The sequence below is a fragment of the Streptomyces sp. NPDC001902 genome (genome assembly GCF_042891295.1).
Classification (GTDB): Bacteria; Actinomycetota; Actinomycetes; order Streptomycetales; family Streptomycetaceae; genus Actinacidiphila.
The window spans coordinates 30095-45838 of record NZ_JBIATA010000006.1 but is presented as its reverse complement, the minus strand read 5'-3'; the positions used below and the strand labels follow the sequence as shown (position 1 = coordinate 45838).

Sequence of the window (15744 nt, the reverse complement as noted above, 5' to 3'; positions counted from 1 at the left end):
CGTCAATAAGTCCCATATGTTCCTCTCAATGGGTGAGACGTGCTCTTTCTGGCGCGAAATCGGCCGCCCGGAGCATGCGTGTGCATGTGCCGGACCGGCGGAGTACCCTCATGATGAGTCGCCGTCTCACTCAGAGCCGGTCATGGACGAGCCCGCTTCCGCACCACGATGGGGCGCCTGCCCGAACTCGCCTCCCCGGCGCCGTGTGTGCAAGGGAGCGCGGATGTCGGAAGTCCCGGTGCTGGCCAACACCGCCGTCGCGATCGTCGGCATCGTCGTACTGATCGTCCGCTTCCGCGTGAACCCGGTGATCTCCCTCGTGGTGGGGTCGCTCTACCTGGGTCTCGCGACCGGTCTGGGGGCGACCCGGACCATCAGGACCATCACCACCGGCTTCGGCGACATCATGGCCGAGGTCGGCCTGCTGATCGCCTTCGGCGTCCTCATGGGCGCGGTCCTCCAGGAGATGGGCGCCGTCGAGCAGCTCGTCGACCGCCTGCTCCGCGTCTTCGGCGCCCGGCGGCTCCCGCACTCCATGGCCCTCACCATCGGCACCCTGCTGCAGGCCATCTACCTGGACGTACTCCTGGTCATCTGCGCACCGCTCGCCCGTACCGCCTCCCGCAAGATAGGCCCCCTCGGCTCGGCCCGCATGGGCGCCGCCCTCGCGATCGGCCTCGAGAGCGGCATCGTCCTCATGGTGCCCGGCGTCGGAGCGCTGGCCCTGGCCGCGCTGCTCCACGTGCCCCTGGGCACGATGCTGCTGTGGGGCCTGGTGCTGATCGTCCCCACGGTCCTCGTCTCGGTGACGGTCATGTCCTTCCTGTTCCGGCGCGGGCTGTGGAACAGCGCGACCGACGAGGACGCCGCCGTCGCCCCCGGAACGGCCGCCCCCGCGGCACCGCAACCGGAGCCGGAGCCGGAGACGACTCGTAAGGCCGACGCGGCGCGGGTCGACCCCGTCCCGGCCGTCGCCGTGGTCGGCGGCGCCCCCGCCCCGGGACGTGCCGGGCCAGGGACCGGCCGCCCCCTGAGGCACCGCCCCGCGCCGGGGCTGCGGACCACGCCCTTGGGGGCCGCGCTCCGGGGCGGCGAGGGGAAGGGCCCGCGGCTGCTCGTACGGTTCGCCCCGCTGGTGACCGCCCTGTTGATGATCGGCGGCGGCGCGGTCGCGCAGGCCACCCACACCCGCAACCCGGTGCTGACCTTCGTCTCCAGCCCCGTGGTGGCACTGCTCACCGGACTCGTCGGCACGCTGCTCGTCGCGCGCTTCACCGTGGGCCGCGAACGGGTGGAACGCGCCCTGGTCCGCGGCTTCAAGGACAGCGGCCAGATCCTCATCCTGACCGCGGTGGGCGGCTCGCTCGCCGCCGTCGTGGGGGCGTCCGGTCTCGGCGAGATCCTGCGCGGCTCCTTCACCACCGGCGGGCACGTCGCACCGCTGCTGCTCGTGTGGGCCGTCGCCGCCGCGCTCCACCTCGCCGTCGGCTCCGTCACCATCTCCGCGATCACCACGGCCGGCATCCTCGCCCCGATCGCCCCCGGCCTCGGCCTCGACCCGGTGCTGGTGGCGCTCGCCATAGGCGCGGGCTCGCTGTTCGCGGTGCACGTCACGAGCAACACCTTCTGGCTGCTGCAGTCCCTGATGGGCCAGACCACCCGCGGCACGCTCAAGAGCTGCACGCTCGGCGTCTCCGTGGCCTCGGTCGTCGCCCTCCTGCTGCTCCTGCCGTTGTCGATGATCGTGTGAGTCCCGCGGTGCGGTTCGCGGTGCGGTCCGTGGTCCGTGGTCCGCACCGCGGAAGCGGCGTTCAGCGCGTCAGAACCGCCAGGACGTCACGGGCGGCGGCGCGGAACTCCTCGTCGCCGCGGATGATGTCGATCTGGATGCCGGATCCCACGACGCGGTGCTCCCCGTCGGCGAGTCGGCGTACGCGGTCGATCTGGGAGGGGGTGAACGCGGTGGGGCCGAGGGTGGTGAGGGCGTCCAGCGCGGCGAGCGCGGAGTTGAGGTGGGCGCCCGGCTCGACGGACGGAAGGACGCGGTCCACGAGTTCCGTGAGCGGGACACCGGCCGGACGGTCGCTGCCGGGGTGCAGGGCCACCAGCGCACGCGCGGCGGCCGCGGCGGTGTCCGGGCGGTCGAGCAACGGCAGCAACCGCGGTACGGCCGGCTGCGCGGCGGGCCCGACGAGGGCGGCGACCTCGGCGGCCCGCTCGGCGGTCCGGTCCCCCCAGGGTCTGTCGGCCCAGGTCAGGCCCTCCAGGATCATGGGCAGCACGGCTTCCTGATCACCTGTCAGTTCCCAGACCGCGGCGGCCGCCGTCAGCCCCGCCTCGACCACGGGGACGGTGGACCGCGTCTCCACCGGTTCGGCCAGCAGCGCCAGAAGACGGGGCAGCAGCGGACGACCCTGCTCGCCGAGCGGCGCGACGGCACGGGCCCAGTCCTCGCGCGGGCCGCCCGGCTCGTCGAGGGCGGGCCCCAGGACGGCGAGCAGGGCGGTGACGTCGCCGGTCAGCGCGTGGAGCGCGGCGGCTGCCGCCTGACGGTCCGACCGGGACCCGGTCCCGGCGCAGGCCCGCAGCGCGGTGACCACGTCCGCGTCGCGCCCGGCGTCGGCTACGGCGGCGAGCGCCCGGCCGACCGGGAGGGGGTGGTGGGGGAGGGCGTCGATGAGTTCGGGCAGCGCGGCACGGGCCGAGGTGCCCCAGCCGGCGAGGACACCGGCGAGGTGGACCGGCTCGTTGGCGGTGGCGGGACCGCCCGCCGCCGGCGCCACGCGTGTGTGGGGCGTCGCCGCGTCGGCTGTCCGGGCCGCGAGCCGCGCGCGGACGGCGTCGAGCAGTTCCGGGGTGCACGGCAGCGGAGCCGGAGGCCTGCGCAGGGTGCGGCGGAACGCCGCGTCAAGGGCCCGCGGCCGGTCCTCGAGCCGACGCGCGAGGAGCTCCGCGGCCTCGGGCGCACCCAGCCACACCAGGGCGGCCAGGGCCCGGTCGGCGTGCTCGCCCGCCCCTTCGGCGAGGCGGAGCAGCGGCGGCACCGCCTGCGGCGCGGGCTGGGCCCAGTCGCGTACGGCGTCGATGACGGCGCCCGCGGTGTCCGGGTGGTCGAGCAGCGGCAGCATCGCGGGCAGCAGCCGTGCCGGGGCGGTACGGGAGCGCAGCGCGAGGCACCCGGCCGCCCAGGTCGCCTCCCCGGCGGACCCCTTGGGGTCCGCTCCGGCGCGTACGGCCTCCACGGCGCGGTCGAGCGCCGAGACGGCGACGTCGATCGCCGCGTCGACGTCGCCCCGCCCGTGCAGTCCGGTGACCAGGGACTCCAGCGCCTCCCGTTCCCACTGGCCGCCCACGGTGTGCGGCTCCAGCGGCGACAACGCCGCGACGACGGCGGTCGCGTCGCCACCCCACGGCTGACCGGTGTCCACGATCGCCAGCAGAGCCGCCACCCGCTCCCGCGGAGACTCCGTCGCCCGCAGCGCGGCCGCACACAGCTCCCGCGCCGCGCCCCGGTCGACGGCGGTACACGCGGTCAGCACGTCCGCCCGCACCGTCGGATCGCTTTCCGTCTCCCAACGCCGTCGCAATTCCACCCGCGCGTCCGGCCCGGCCTCCGGCCCGCACTGGGCGACCGCCCAGGCCGCGCACTGCCGTACCTCGGGGTCGGCGTCCGACAACAGGGGCAGCAGCAGCGGAAGTTGCGCGACGACCGCCGTACGCGCGGCGCCCGGTCGCTGCGGATCGTGCTCGTCCGTGCTCTCGGCGATGGCGCCCACCATGCCCAGGAGCTCCGCGCGGCGCACCCCCGCCACCGCGAGACGTGCCAGGAAAGGCACGGCTGCGACCGTCGCCCGGTACACCGTGCCCTGGTGCACGAGGCTGCCCCACAGCTCCTGCTCGGCCTCCTCCGCCGTCTCCTGCTCCGGGGAGGTCAACGCCCGCAGCAGGGCGGGGACATCACCGGCGGGACCGTAGGCATGGTGCAGCTCCGCCCAGGCGACGCGGTCCAGTTCGGCGAACACGGTGTCGAGATCCATACGGCGGATCGTGTCACGGGGGTCCGACAACGCAGGGCCCGGGCGGGAGGCCGTCGCCTCCCGCCCGGGCCCTGCGGTCCCGGCCGCCTACGCGCGCGCCGCCGCGACGCTGCGCCCGCGGTCGGTCTCCGGGAAGCGGCCGAGCATGGCCCGCAGTTCGCCGCTGTCGACGTTGGCGCCGAAGGGCTCGGTGCCCGGTTCCAGGCGGACGCCCTCGGCGAGCGGGCCGGCCACGACGGGCTCAAAGCCGAGCGCGTCCACCAGGCCGGCGACCTCGGCGAGGTCGTCGGGGTCGTCGCCGGCGATGGCGATCGCCTTGCGGCCGGGCGTCCCGGCGGGCCGGGCCCCGTCCTCCAGGTCGTGGTAGCCCATGTGGTTGAACGCCTTCACCACCCGCGAATCCGGCAGGAACGCCTGGACGGTCTCGCTCGACGACGTACGCGGATCGGTGAGGTCGTCACGTATGCCGTCGACCTCCCACCAGTAGTTCATCGCGTCGATCACGAGCTTGCCGCGCAGCGCCTCGGCCGGGACGGTGCGGTACTTGCCCAGGGGGAGGGCGAGGACCGCGAGGTCGGCCCGGGCCGCGGCCTCCGCGGCGGTGACCGCGACCGCGCCCGGGGTGAGGACCTCCACCGTGAGCGCGATGGCGGCGGGGTCGCCCGAGCCCGCGATCAGCACGCGGTGGCCCGCGGCCAGGGCCAGCCGGGCCAGTACGGTCCCGACCTTGCCCGCGCCCAGGATGCCGATCGTGCGTACGCCCTCGGTGTTCATCGTGTGGTCTCCGTTCCTTCGGTTCCGTTCCGGCGTCCGCGTCCGCGTCGGCGTCGGTGTCGGTGTCGGCGTCAGTCCGCGAGGATGTCGCGGACCATGGGGATCACCTTCGTGCCGAAGAGCTCGACGGCACGCATGCGGGCGGCGACCGGCTGGGGGCCCACGGTGTAGATCAGGTCGAACCGGCCGACGCCGAGGTCGCCGACGGCCTGGGCGATCTTGCGGGCGACCGTCTCGGGCGACCCGATGTAGAGGGAGCCGTGCTCGATCTCCGCGTCGTACTCCTCGCGGCGGACGGGGGGCCAGCCGCGCAGCCTGCCGATGCGGTCGCGCATCACCTTGTAGCCCGGCCAGAACCCCTCCCGGGCCTCCTCGTCGGTGTCCGCGACGAAACCGGGGGAGTGCATCCCCACCGGGTGGGCGGTCGTCCCGAACTGGTCGGCGGCGCGCCGGTACAGGTCGATGTAGGGCGCGAAGCGCGTGGGGGAGCCGCCGATGATGGCGAGCATGAGCGGGAGGCCGTAGCGCGCGGTGCGGACGACGGACTGGGGCGAGCCGCCCACGCCCACCCAGGTCTTCAGCCGGCCGGACTCGGTCTTGGGGAAGACGTCGGCGTCCTTCAGCGGCGCCCGCGTGGTGCCGCTCCAGGTCACCGGCTTCTCGTCGAGGAGCTTCGCGAAGAGCTCGATCTTCTCCTCGAAGAGCACGTCGTAGTCGCTGAGGTCGTACCCGAACAGCGGGAAGGACTCGGTGAAGGAGCCGCGGCCCAGGATCACCTCGGCCCGCCCCCGCGAGAGGGCGTCGACGGTCGCGAAGCGCTGGAAGACCCGGACGGGGTCGTCGGAGCTGAGCACGGTCACGCCGGAGGCGAGCCTGATCCGCTCGGTGCGCGTGGCGATCCCGGCGAGCACGGTCTCGGGGGTCGACACGGAGTACTCGGGGCGGTGGTGCTCGCCGAGCGCGATGACGTCGACGCCGATCTGGTCCGCCAGGACGGCCTCGTCGAGCACCTGCCGGATCGCCGCGGCGTGGGAGACGGGGGCACCGGTGCCGTCCACCGGCACGTCGCCGAACGTGTCGAGGCCGAATTCGAGGTCAGACATCAGAGGGTTCCTTCGTGAGCAGTTCACGCACCATCGGGGCCACTTCCCGGCCCAGGAGCTCGATGGTGCGGGCGCGGGCCTGGCGGGGCAGGTGCATGATGTCGTACTTGAGGTCGAAGCGGTCCAGGTGGAGGTCGCGGGCGACCCGGGCGATCTTGCGGGCGACGGTCTCGGGGGAGCCGACGAACAGCGCGCCGTCGACGAGTTCCGCCCGGTAGCGCTCGTAGCTGGGCCTGTAGAAGCCGCGCTCCTCCGAGATCGCGGCCACGACCGGCTCCCAGTACCGCCACCAGGTCTCGGCCGCCTCTTCGTCGGTGTCGGCGACCAGGCCCAGGGAGTGCTGCCCGATGGGCTGGGCGGGGTGCCCGTACTGCTGGAGCGCCCGCTGGTAGAGGTCGACGTGGCCGGCGAAGCGCTGCGGGCGGCCACCGATGATCGCCAGCATCAGCGGCAGGCCGTACCGGGCGGCACGGATCGTGGAGTTGGGGCTGCCGCCCACGCCGATCCAGGTGGGGATGCCGCCCTTGCGCATGCGGGGGCGCAGGTGCTGGTCGGTCAGCGGGGACCGGACGGTGCCGGACCAGGTGACCGTCTCCTCCTGCTGCAGGCGCATGAACAGTTCGAGCTTCTCGTCGAAGAGCCGGTCGTAGTCGGCCATGTCGTGGCCGAACAGGGCGAAGGACTCGGTGACCGAGGCCCGGCCGAGGACGAGTTGGGCGCGGCCGTCCGACACCGCGTCCAGGGTGGAGAACGCGTGGTAGAGCCGTACGGGGTCGTTGGTGCTGAGCACGGTCACCGAGGTGCCGAGCTTGATGCGCTCGGTGGCGGTGGCCATCGCGGAGAGCAGGACGGGGGTGGCGGTGTCCATGTGCCCGGCCCGGTAGTGCTCGCCGACGCTGAAGACGTCGAGTCCCGCGGCGTCGGCGAGCGCGGCCTCCTCGACGAGCAGCCGGACGGTCTCGGCGTCGCCGAGCACGCGGCCGTCGTCCGTCGCGATCTCTCCGAACGAGTTCAGACCCAGTTCGAAGGCAGTGGGCGTCATGGTCCCCTCCTCCCGCCTCCGGAACGGTTCCACGTCCGGCGGCCAAGTGATTGACGCGTCAAGCATGCATCGATATGATTGACGTGTCAAATAGAGGGGCGGTCATGGGACGCGGACACGGGCCTCTGCCCACCACGGAAGAACTCGGGATCTGGCGTGACTTCATCGAGACGACGGAGCGGCTCCGCTCCCACTTGGCGTCGCGCCTGCAGGGCGACTCGGGGCTGTCCCCCGGGGACTACGGCGTCCTGCTCGCGCTACGGGAGGCGGAGGGCCACCGGCTGCGCTCCTCCGATCTCGCGGCGGCGATCGGCTGGGAACGCAGCCGCCTCTCCCACCACCTCGGACGCATGGAGCGGCGCGGGCTGATCCGGCGCGTGGAGTGCACCACCGACAACCGGGGCGCCGAGGTGCTCCTCACCGACGACGGGGCCCAGGCCTTCCGGCGGGCCACGCTGCCGCACCTCGGCGCCGTCCGGGAGATGTTCGTCGACTCCCTCACGGCGGAGCAGATGGCCGCCGCGGGTGAGATCGCCCAGGCCCTGCGCGCCCGGCTGGACACCGCTTCCGGGCCTTCCTGAGGCCGCCGGGACCCGGTCGGGACCCGGTCAGGGCCGGGCGTAACGGTCGCTGATGACGCCGCGCAGGCCCGCGGCGTTCCGCAGGCCCTGCCCCCGCGCGGCCTCGTCCTCCCAGGCCGACATGTCGGGGAGGGTGGGGATGCAGACGAGTTCACCCATGTCCAGGCCGACGAGCGCGGCGCGGACGAAGTCGTCGGCGTCGACGAACGACTCCTGCGGGAACAGGGCGGAGTCCACGCCGGAGGCCTCGAAGAACTCGGTGCGCACGGGACCCGGCAGCACGACCTGCACGCGGATGCCGCTGCCCTCGACCTCGCGTTGCAGGGCCCGGGAGAAGTGCAGGTCGTAGGCCTTGCTCGCGGCGTAGGCGGTGCCGCCGGGCGGGGCGTGGAACGCGCCGATCGATGACACGTTGATCAACGTCCCCGAGCCGTGCCGGTCGAAGGAGAGCAGCGCCGCCCGGGACAGCCGGGTCAGCGCGAGCACGTTCACCGCGACGAGACGGTCCAGGTCCGCGGGCGCGGCCTCGCGCAGCGGCCCGAGGGCCCCGAGGCCGGCCGCGTTGACGACCACGGCGAGGCCGTCGTGGTCGAGGACGGCCCGCTCCACCCGGGCGAGGCCGCCCGGGTCGGCCAGGTCGGCGGCGAGCACGGTCGCCTCGAGACCGGTCTCCCGCCGGACGGACTCGGCCAGCGCGGCCAGCCGGTCCGCGCGGCGGGCGACGAGGACCGGCGCATAGCCGCGCCGGGCCAGCTGCTCGGCGTAGCAACGCCCGATCCCCGAGGACGCGCCGGTGATGAGTGCGGCTTGGGCGCGGTCTGCCTGGTCGCGGGTCATGGGCACCTTCCGGGGGAGGGGCCGGACCCGTCCCGTCGTGCGGACCCGGTCCTCCCATCGTCGTGCCCCGGGAACCGCCGCGCCGCACGGGCGGCGGGCGCGTCGCGACCGCCCACGGGACCTCACGCCTCGGGCGATGACCGCCAGACCCAGTTGCGGCGCTCGTACGCCACCTGGAAGCCGAGCCGGAGCATGTTGTGCAGCGAGGAGTTGTGGGTGCCCGGTGCCTCGGCGCCGGTCTCGGCGACCAGCACACCGCAGCCGAGTTCCCGTGCCCTCCTGGCCCGTGCGGCGAGCAGGGCGGTCTGTCCGCCGCGCTTGCGGGCGTGCGGCAGCACCGCACCGGCGAACATCTGGGCCGCGTCGCCGTCGACGTGCATCGTGCCCGTGCCGACGATCTCCCCGTCCAGCCGGGCCGCGAACGGATGCCACCCGGGCCGGCCCGCCGAGGCGGCGGTCATCTGTGCGTAGTGCTCCTCGGGCATGCCGAACGCACGGGTCACCACCGCGCCCCACTCCTGGGCCTGCTCCGGCTCCAGCGGGGCCACCCCGATCCCGGCGGCGGGCGGTCCCAGCGCTTCGGCGCGCGCCACGGCCTCCTCGACCGGGCAGACGAGCTTCACCCAGGACGATCCCGCGGTGATGCCCTCGCGGCCGCGGATGTCGTCCCAGTCCTCGGGCAGGAACGCGGGCGCGATCTGGAGGACGGCCTGCGCGGTCCCCTCCGAGCGGTAGAAGTCGCACACCTCGTGGATGACCTCCGCCGTGACCGGGGTGGTGACGCCGAAGCCGAGGGCCTTGCTCCAGTAGTGGGTGGGGTCGTTGCGCATCGACAGCACGACACCGCCACCGATCCGCGCGGCGTTCATCCCGAGCGCGGCCCGCACGGCTCCGGGCGCCTCCGTCTCGAACCGGTACATCGCCTCGGCCTCGGACCGCTCCGCGACCGCCGGGGGGACCACTGCGTTCATGTGAGGCCTGGCTCTCTTCTCTGGTGCACGTCGCCCGCGGGCCGGAACACGGCCCCTGGCGGGGAGGGGCCGCGCGGATCATATATCGACAAAGCGACGCACGGGATTCCCGTCACGGCACCCGTGTCAGTGCCCTCCGGCACAGCGCCACGCGCCCTGCCCGCCTCCTGACGGCACGGGACGGCGGCGTCGACCTCACCGCGGAACGCGGGACGCGAGCACGAACGCCCTGCTGTCCGCGCCCGCCCGACCGGGCGGCCCGGCGGCCGTGGAGACGCTCACCGAGATCGTCGCGGTCACGGCGCGCCACGGTCGGTGGCGCACCGCCGCCGCCCTCAACGCGCTTGCCACCTTCGGCAGCGCGGACGTGCCGCGCCCTCCTCGCACGCCTTTAGTGAACTCGCGGGAACGGCGTCGGCACCGAAGGGACGCGCGTCACCCCATGTGGTGCGCGTGTTCCCCGCCGGAGGACGTCTTCGCGCCGCTGCTCCCGGAGTTCGCCGCGCCCGCGGGGTGGTCCGGGTGGTGCGGTTCGTAGCCCGGGATCGTGCCGTCGGGCTTGGCGACGAGGAACAGACCGGCCATTCCCATGTCGGAGTGGCTCTGGACGTGGCAGTGGTACATCCACGCGCCGGCGCCGACGTGTTCGCCCGCGATGATCTGGAAGCCGAAGGAGTCCGCCGGTCCGGTGATCTTGTTGTCGATCACCCGGCTGGGGTCGTCGGGTCCGGTCAGCAGGCCCGTCCTGTTGTCGGCCCAGCGGTGACCGTGCATGTGGAACGTGTGGTAGTACTCGCCGTGCGTGATCATGACGATCTCGACGCGGTCGCCCACCGTCGCCTCGAAGTTCGGGGTGTCGGCGCCGGACCTGTTGTTGATCGTCATGTCGTTGAAGACGATCGTGAACTGCTTGTCCGGCAGGATGTCGCCCTTCCTGCGCACGACGACCGGCCCGTAGAGGCCCTTGCGGATCCCGCCCGTTCCGTGGTCGGTGCCCACGACGTGGTCGTGGTAGTGCCAGTAGCCCGCGCTGCCTGGCCGCCACGTGCCGTCCTTGCGCCGGCCCGGGGCGTGGGTGCGCCAGGTGTAGGTCCGCGTGCCGCCCGGCTCGACGTGGCTGCGGGTCATCCGGGTGCCGTCGCTGGCGATGTCGTAGTCCATGCCGTGGACGTGGAGGCTCGCGTCCACGTCCGAGGCGTTCTCGAACTCGATGTGCAGGGTGTCGCCCTCGACCAGCTCGATCAGCGGGCCGGGCACGGTGGCCTTGCCCTTCTCCAGGCCGTACCCCATCCGGCCGTTCGGCAACGTCTCGGCGTAGAGCTTGAGGTGGCGCACCTGGCCGCCGGCCGGTGCGGTGGGCGGTGAGGGCTCCGCGGAGGAAGCCGAGGGGGCGGAGGCCACCGCCAGCGAGGCCGTCCCGGTGGCGGCGACCACGCCACCGGCCAGCAGCCGCCGGTTGAAACTCCTTCTGTCCAAAGCCATACCGGTCTCTCCAGTGCCGTGAGGAGACGGTCGGGGCGCGAGGGTCCCCGGGGACGGCCACACGGTAGACCAGGGATCTCCGTTTATCCACACCCAGGACAAAGTTGGTGAGATTCCGTCCATAGCTGTTGGCGGACCGTCAAAAGCCGTCTAGCTTCAGGCGCTGTTGCTGTGACCTACGAAGGTGGGTGAACGATGCAGAGCGCACCACATCACCGGTCGAGATCCCGGCGAGGCGCGGCCGCGGTCCTGGTGACCGGGACCCTGGCGGCATCCCTGCTGGGCGGTACCACCGCCTCGGCCAGACCGTATCCGGAGCCGGTTCCGACAACGTTATCCCTGCCGTCCCCACCGGGCGGCAAGAACGTCAAGGTCCTGGTGTTCCACGCCTCGGCCACCGAGGAGTCCCCGACCGTCGACGCGGGCATCGAGGCGATCGAGGCGATCGGCCTGACCGGGCCCGCGGCCCAGCGCTACAAGACCGTCGCGACCGACGACGCCTCGGTCTTCACCAACGCCAAGCGCCTGGGCACCTTCAACGCGGTCGTCTTCCTGACCGGGGGCGGCGACGTGCTCGACCCCGAGCAGGAGGCCGGTCTGGAGGCCTACATGGAGGCCGGTGGCGGCTTCCTCGGCATCCACGACGCGGCGCGCACCGAACCGTACTCCGACTGGTTCGCCGGCCTGATCGGCGCCCGGCCCGCGGCCACCAACCCGGCCGCCGTCCAGCGCGCCGTCGTCGAGATCCCCGACCGGACCAATCCGGCCACGAAGGACCTGCCGCTGGAGTGGAAGCGGCCCGACAAGTGGCTCAACTGGGCGAGCAACCCGACCGGCAAGGTGCACACCGTGGCCAAGGTCAGGGAGAGCAGCTACAAGCCGGGGACCGGCGCCAACGGCGTCGACCACCCCGTCTCCTGGTGCCGTGACTACGACGGCGGCCGGTCCTTCTACACCGGGATGGGCGGTACGGCGGATTCGTTCGCCGAGACCGACTTCCGCGACCACCTGCGCGGCGCCCTGCAGTGGACCACCCGGCTCTCACGCGCCGACTGCAAGGCGACGATCGACGCCAACTACAGCGCGGTGAAGGTCACCCAGCCCAACCAGCCCGGCCAGCAGGACCAGATCGGCGAACCGCACGGCATGGTCGTCGCCCCCGACGGACGGGTGCTGTACATCGGCCGCGGCGGCGGTGCCAACGGCGCGCCGGTCGTGACCGACTGGAACAGCCCCGACATGGGCAAGGGTCTCGGCCAGGTCCACGTCTACGACCCGGCGACGAAGAAGGTGACCCTCGCGGGCGCCCTGACCGTCTTCGGCAACAAGGGCGGCGGCGACGAACTCACCAAGGTCGAGGAGGGGCTGCTCGGCATCGAGCTCGACCCCGCCTTCGAGACCAACGGCTGGGTGTACCTCCACTACACCCCGCACTCCGGTCTCGACCGCGACAAGCACGTCGCGGAGCGGCGCGTCTCCCGCTTCACGCTGGACCTCGCCACCGACAAGCTGGACCTCGCCTCCGAGAAGGTCCTGCTCAAGTGGCCCGTCCAGGTCCACAGTTGCTGCCACGCCGGCGGCGGGATGGCCTGGGACTCCAAGGGCAACCTGTACATCGCGACCGGTGACAACAACTCGTCCGGGTTCAGCGACGGTTACTCCGGCAACAACCCGCAGCCCAACTTCAAGGGCCTGTCCTTCGCCGACGCCCGCCGCACCGCGGGCAACACCAACAACCTCAACGGCAAGATCCTGCGCATCCACCCGGAGCCGGACGGCACCTACACCCTGCCCGAGGGCAACCTCTTCACCGGCAAGGAGCAGGACGAGGGCGGCGGCAAGACCCGCGGCGAGATCTACGTCATGGGCGTGCGCAACCCGGCGCGGATCTCCGTCGACAAGAAGACCGACGTCCTCTACGCGGGCTGGGTCGGCCCCGACGCGGGCGCACCGAGCACGACCTGGGGACCGGCGAAGTACGACACGTTCGCCGCGATCACCAAGGCCGGCAACCACGGCTGGCCGTTCTGCATGGGCAACAAGCAGCCCTACAGGGACCGCAACCTGCCGGACCCGGGCAAGCCGCTGGGCTGGTACGACTGCGACGCCCCCAAGAACGAGTCGCCGAACAACGACGGACTGGTGAACCTCCCGCCCGTCACCGGCAACACCATCTGGTACTCCCCGCAGGGCGGCGCCCCCGACTTCCCCCGGGACGCCAATGGGGTCCCGAGCTACAAGAACGAGGAGGCCACCTACCTCCTGCCGTGGCTCAAGGGCGGCGGCCAGGCCACCATGGACGGCCCGGTCTACCGCTACGACGCCACGACCGCGGGCGCCGGCGCGTGGCCGCAGTACTGGGACGGCAAGTGGTTCGTCGGCGACTTCTACGACGCGGACAACCCGCGTCACGCGGTGCTGACCGACCCCAAGACCGTCGGCAAGGGCGGGCTGCCCGTCACCGCCGAGTCCCTGAAGAAGATCATCCCGGTCGGCCAGGGCGGCATCCGCAACCTCATGGACTGGAAGTTCGCCCCGGACGGCTCGCTCTACGTCCTCGACTACGGGCGCGGCTTCTTCACCTCCGACTCCCAGTCCGCGCTGTGGCGCGTGACGTACACGGGCGGCGCGGCGACCCCCGCCGCGCAGGACCTGGTCAGGAAGGCGGCACAGTGAGACAGCGACCTCTACGCCCCCTGGCGGCCCTGCTGGGCGCGCTGCTGATGGTGCTGGGGCTCACCTCGACCGTCGCCTACGGGCGCACCGACGACCGTGCGGCGGCCGGCGGGACCACGGCCGCCGCCCAGGTGCTCACCTGGACGGCGAGCTCACGCACCGACCAGTACGCGAGCTTCCCGACCACGGCGGTCGCCGGGCCGACGACGCTCGTCTTCGAGAACAGCGCGGCGACCGGCAACGACATCGGCATGCCGCACACGCTCACCTTCGACGTGTCGGACCCCGAGTACAACCACGACGTCCCGGTCAACATCCTGGCCAACCCGGGCGACGACAGCGGCGGCCGGCACACCGTCGACGTCACCCTCACACCCGGGCGCTACCGCTTCTTCTGCAGCATCCCCGGCCACGGCCAGATGCAGGGCATCCTCACGGTGACCGAGCCCGGCGGCGAGGACACCACCGCGCCCACCACCGCGGCCGAGGTCACGGGCCAGAAGAACGCCGACGGCGCCTACGTCGGCTCCGCCACGGTCACCGTCAGCGCGACCGACGACGGATCCGGTGTGAAGACGGTGGAGTACGCGGTCGGCGAGGACGGCCCGTGGCAGCCGTACACCACACCGCTGGTCGTCGACCAGGTCGGCGCCCACGCCGTCCGCTACCGCGCCACCGACCAGGCGGGCAACGTCGCCGCCGAGAAGTCCGTCGCCTTCGACGTGGTCGCGCCGCCGACCGACGACACCACCGCGCCGGAGACCTCGGCCACCGTGAGCGGCGAGAAGGACGCCGACGGCAACTACCTGACGATGGCCACGGTCACCGTCACCGCCTCGGACACCGGGTCGGGCGTCAACACCATCGAGTACGCGGTCGGCGCCACCGGCGCCTGGCAGACCTACACCGCGCCGGTGATGGTGCACCAGGTCGGCTCGCACACCGTCCGCTACCGCGCCGCCGACAAGGCGGGCAACGCGTCGGCCGAGAAGTCCGTCGCGTTCACCGTCGTGGCGCCGCCCACCCAGGACACCACCGCGCCGGAGACCTCGGCGACCGTGACCGGCACCAGGAATTCCAACGGCGCGTACATCACCAGCGCCAAGGTCACCGTCACCGCCACCGATGCGGGCTCCGGGGTGGACCGGATCGAGTACTCCCTCGACGGCGGCCCGTACCTCGTGTACTCCGCCCCCGTCATCGTCGACCGGATCGGCTCCCACACGCTCGCCTACCGCGCCACGGACAAGGCGGGCAACACCGCGACGGCGCGCGAGGTGACCTTCACCATCGCGCAGGGCGGCGGCGTCCCGGCGCCCAACTGCCCGGAGTACGACGAGCGGCTGACCGTCATCGTCGGCACCGTGGACTCGGGCGTGCCGAACCGGCTCACCCGCAGCCGCTGCACCATCAACGAGCTGATCGAGGACGAGAAGGACTGGTCCTCGCACGCCCTGTTCCTCAAGCACGTCGACGGCGTGCTCGACCGGCTGCTCGCCGACAACGTCATCGACCAGCGCGAGTTCAACAAGATCACCAAGGCCGCCAAGCAGTCGAAGATCGGCAAGCCCGGCCAGACGCAGGGCTACCGCGACCTGTTCGACGGCACCGAGGCCTCCCTGGCGAAGTGGGAGCAGGTCGGCGGCGGCCGCTTCACCCTCTCCGGCGACGGCGCCATCACCAGCAGCACCACCGTCCCCGGCATGGGCATGCTGTGGTTCCCGGAGCGGAAGTACGGCGACTTCTCGCTCAAGCTCCAGTTCCGCGACGACGCCCCGGGCACCGGCAACGCCAACGGCGGTGTCTTCATCCGCTTCCCGGACGTCCACGACCACCCCGAGGAGTCCCGTCCCGAGTGGGTCGCCATCAACTACGGGCACGAGATCCAGATCCTCGACCGCCCCGACGGCGACATGTACAAGACCGGCTCCGTCTACGGCTTCGACCGCGTGGGCCTCGGCGGCGCCGGCGTGACCCCGAAGGGCACCTGGAACGACTACGAGATCCGCGCAGAGGGCCAGCACTTCACGGTCCTGCGCAACGGCGTCGTCATCAACGAGTTCGACAACGTCGGCGGCCAGGTCTTCAGCCCGCCGCGCGACGGGGACCCGGGCACCGACGGCCGGCGCTACGCCACCGGCTACATCGGCCTCCAGGTCCACAGCACGACGGACGTGATCTCCTACCGCGACATCCGCATCAAGCAGTTGTGATCCGCCGTCCCTGACCGCTCCCCGGGCC

Annotated in this window: 11 protein-coding genes; 4 read left to right on the top strand and 7 right to left on the bottom strand. The window is 72.5% G+C overall.

Translation table 11 applies throughout. From position 1 onward, the window contains the following. Nucleotides 1-223: 223 nt before the first annotated feature. Nucleotides 224-1750: a GntP family permease gene (locus ACFYYN_RS12850; protein ID WP_500545758.1), complete on the top strand. Its 1527-nt coding sequence runs from the start codon at nt 224-226 to the stop codon at nt 1748-1750. Between the two features lie 61 nt (nt 1751-1811). On the opposite strand, the gene ACFYYN_RS12845 is transcribed toward ACFYYN_RS12850, so the two are convergent. From ACFYYN_RS12845 to ACFYYN_RS12830, 4 genes are all read right to left on the bottom strand, one after another. Continuing rightward, nucleotides 1812-4037: a HEAT repeat domain-containing protein gene (locus ACFYYN_RS12845; RefSeq protein ID WP_500545757.1), complete on the bottom strand. Its 2226-nt coding sequence runs from the start codon at nt 4035-4037 to the stop codon at nt 1812-1814. Between the two features lie 87 nt (nt 4038-4124). After that, the gene (locus ACFYYN_RS12840) at nt 4125-4811 is read right to left on the bottom strand and encodes an NADPH-dependent F420 reductase (protein ID WP_500323678.1); all 687 of its coding nucleotides are present in this window, start codon (nt 4809-4811) and stop codon (nt 4125-4127) included. Between the two features lie 71 nt (nt 4812-4882). After that, nucleotides 4883-5914, bottom strand: coding sequence for an LLM class flavin-dependent oxidoreductase (locus tag ACFYYN_RS12835; RefSeq protein ID WP_500545756.1), 1032 nt, complete (start codon nt 5912-5914; stop codon nt 4883-4885). Further along, nucleotides 5907-6956, bottom strand: a complete 1050-nt coding sequence (locus ACFYYN_RS12830) for an LLM class flavin-dependent oxidoreductase (RefSeq protein WP_500545755.1) — start codon at nt 6954-6956, stop codon at nt 5907-5909. The genes ACFYYN_RS12835 and ACFYYN_RS12830 overlap by 8 nt, the downstream gene beginning before the upstream one ends. Before the next feature lie 104 nt (nt 6957-7060). Between ACFYYN_RS12830 and ACFYYN_RS12825 the strand changes: the two genes are divergently transcribed. Further along, nucleotides 7061-7537 carry a MarR family winged helix-turn-helix transcriptional regulator gene (locus ACFYYN_RS12825; RefSeq protein WP_500545754.1) on the top strand — a complete coding sequence of 159 codons (477 nt, stop codon included), beginning with the start codon at nt 7061-7063 and terminating at the stop codon, nt 7535-7537. Between the two features lie 27 nt (nt 7538-7564). Here ACFYYN_RS12825 and ACFYYN_RS12820 read toward each other — a convergent pair whose 3' ends face one another. From ACFYYN_RS12820 to ACFYYN_RS12810, 3 genes are all read right to left on the bottom strand, one after another. Continuing rightward, nucleotides 7565-8374, bottom strand: coding sequence for an SDR family NAD(P)-dependent oxidoreductase (locus ACFYYN_RS12820; RefSeq protein WP_500356586.1), 810 nt, complete (start codon nt 8372-8374; stop codon nt 7565-7567). Between the two features lie 122 nt (nt 8375-8496). Continuing rightward, complete coding sequence (locus tag ACFYYN_RS12815; RefSeq protein ID WP_500545753.1) at nt 8497-9345, bottom strand: GNAT family N-acetyltransferase; 849 nt, start codon at nt 9343-9345, stop codon at nt 8497-8499. Between the two features lie 435 nt (nt 9346-9780). After that, complete coding sequence (locus ACFYYN_RS12810; RefSeq protein ID WP_500545948.1) at nt 9781-10821, bottom strand: multicopper oxidase domain-containing protein; 1041 nt, start codon at nt 10819-10821, stop codon at nt 9781-9783. A gap of 201 nt (nt 10822-11022) precedes the next feature. Here ACFYYN_RS12810 and ACFYYN_RS12805 point away from each other — a divergent pair, with 201 nt between their 5' ends. Then, on the top strand, nt 11023-13503 hold the full coding sequence (locus ACFYYN_RS12805) for a ThuA domain-containing protein (protein ID WP_500545752.1): 2481 nt from the start codon (nt 11023-11025) through the stop codon (nt 13501-13503). Between the two features lie 47 nt (nt 13504-13550). Beyond that, a complete protein-coding gene (locus tag ACFYYN_RS12800) occupies nt 13551-15716 on the top strand; it encodes an OmpL47-type beta-barrel domain-containing protein (RefSeq protein WP_500545947.1) in 2166 nt (721 codons plus the stop codon). The last annotated feature ends 28 nt before the right edge of the window (nt 15717-15744 follow it).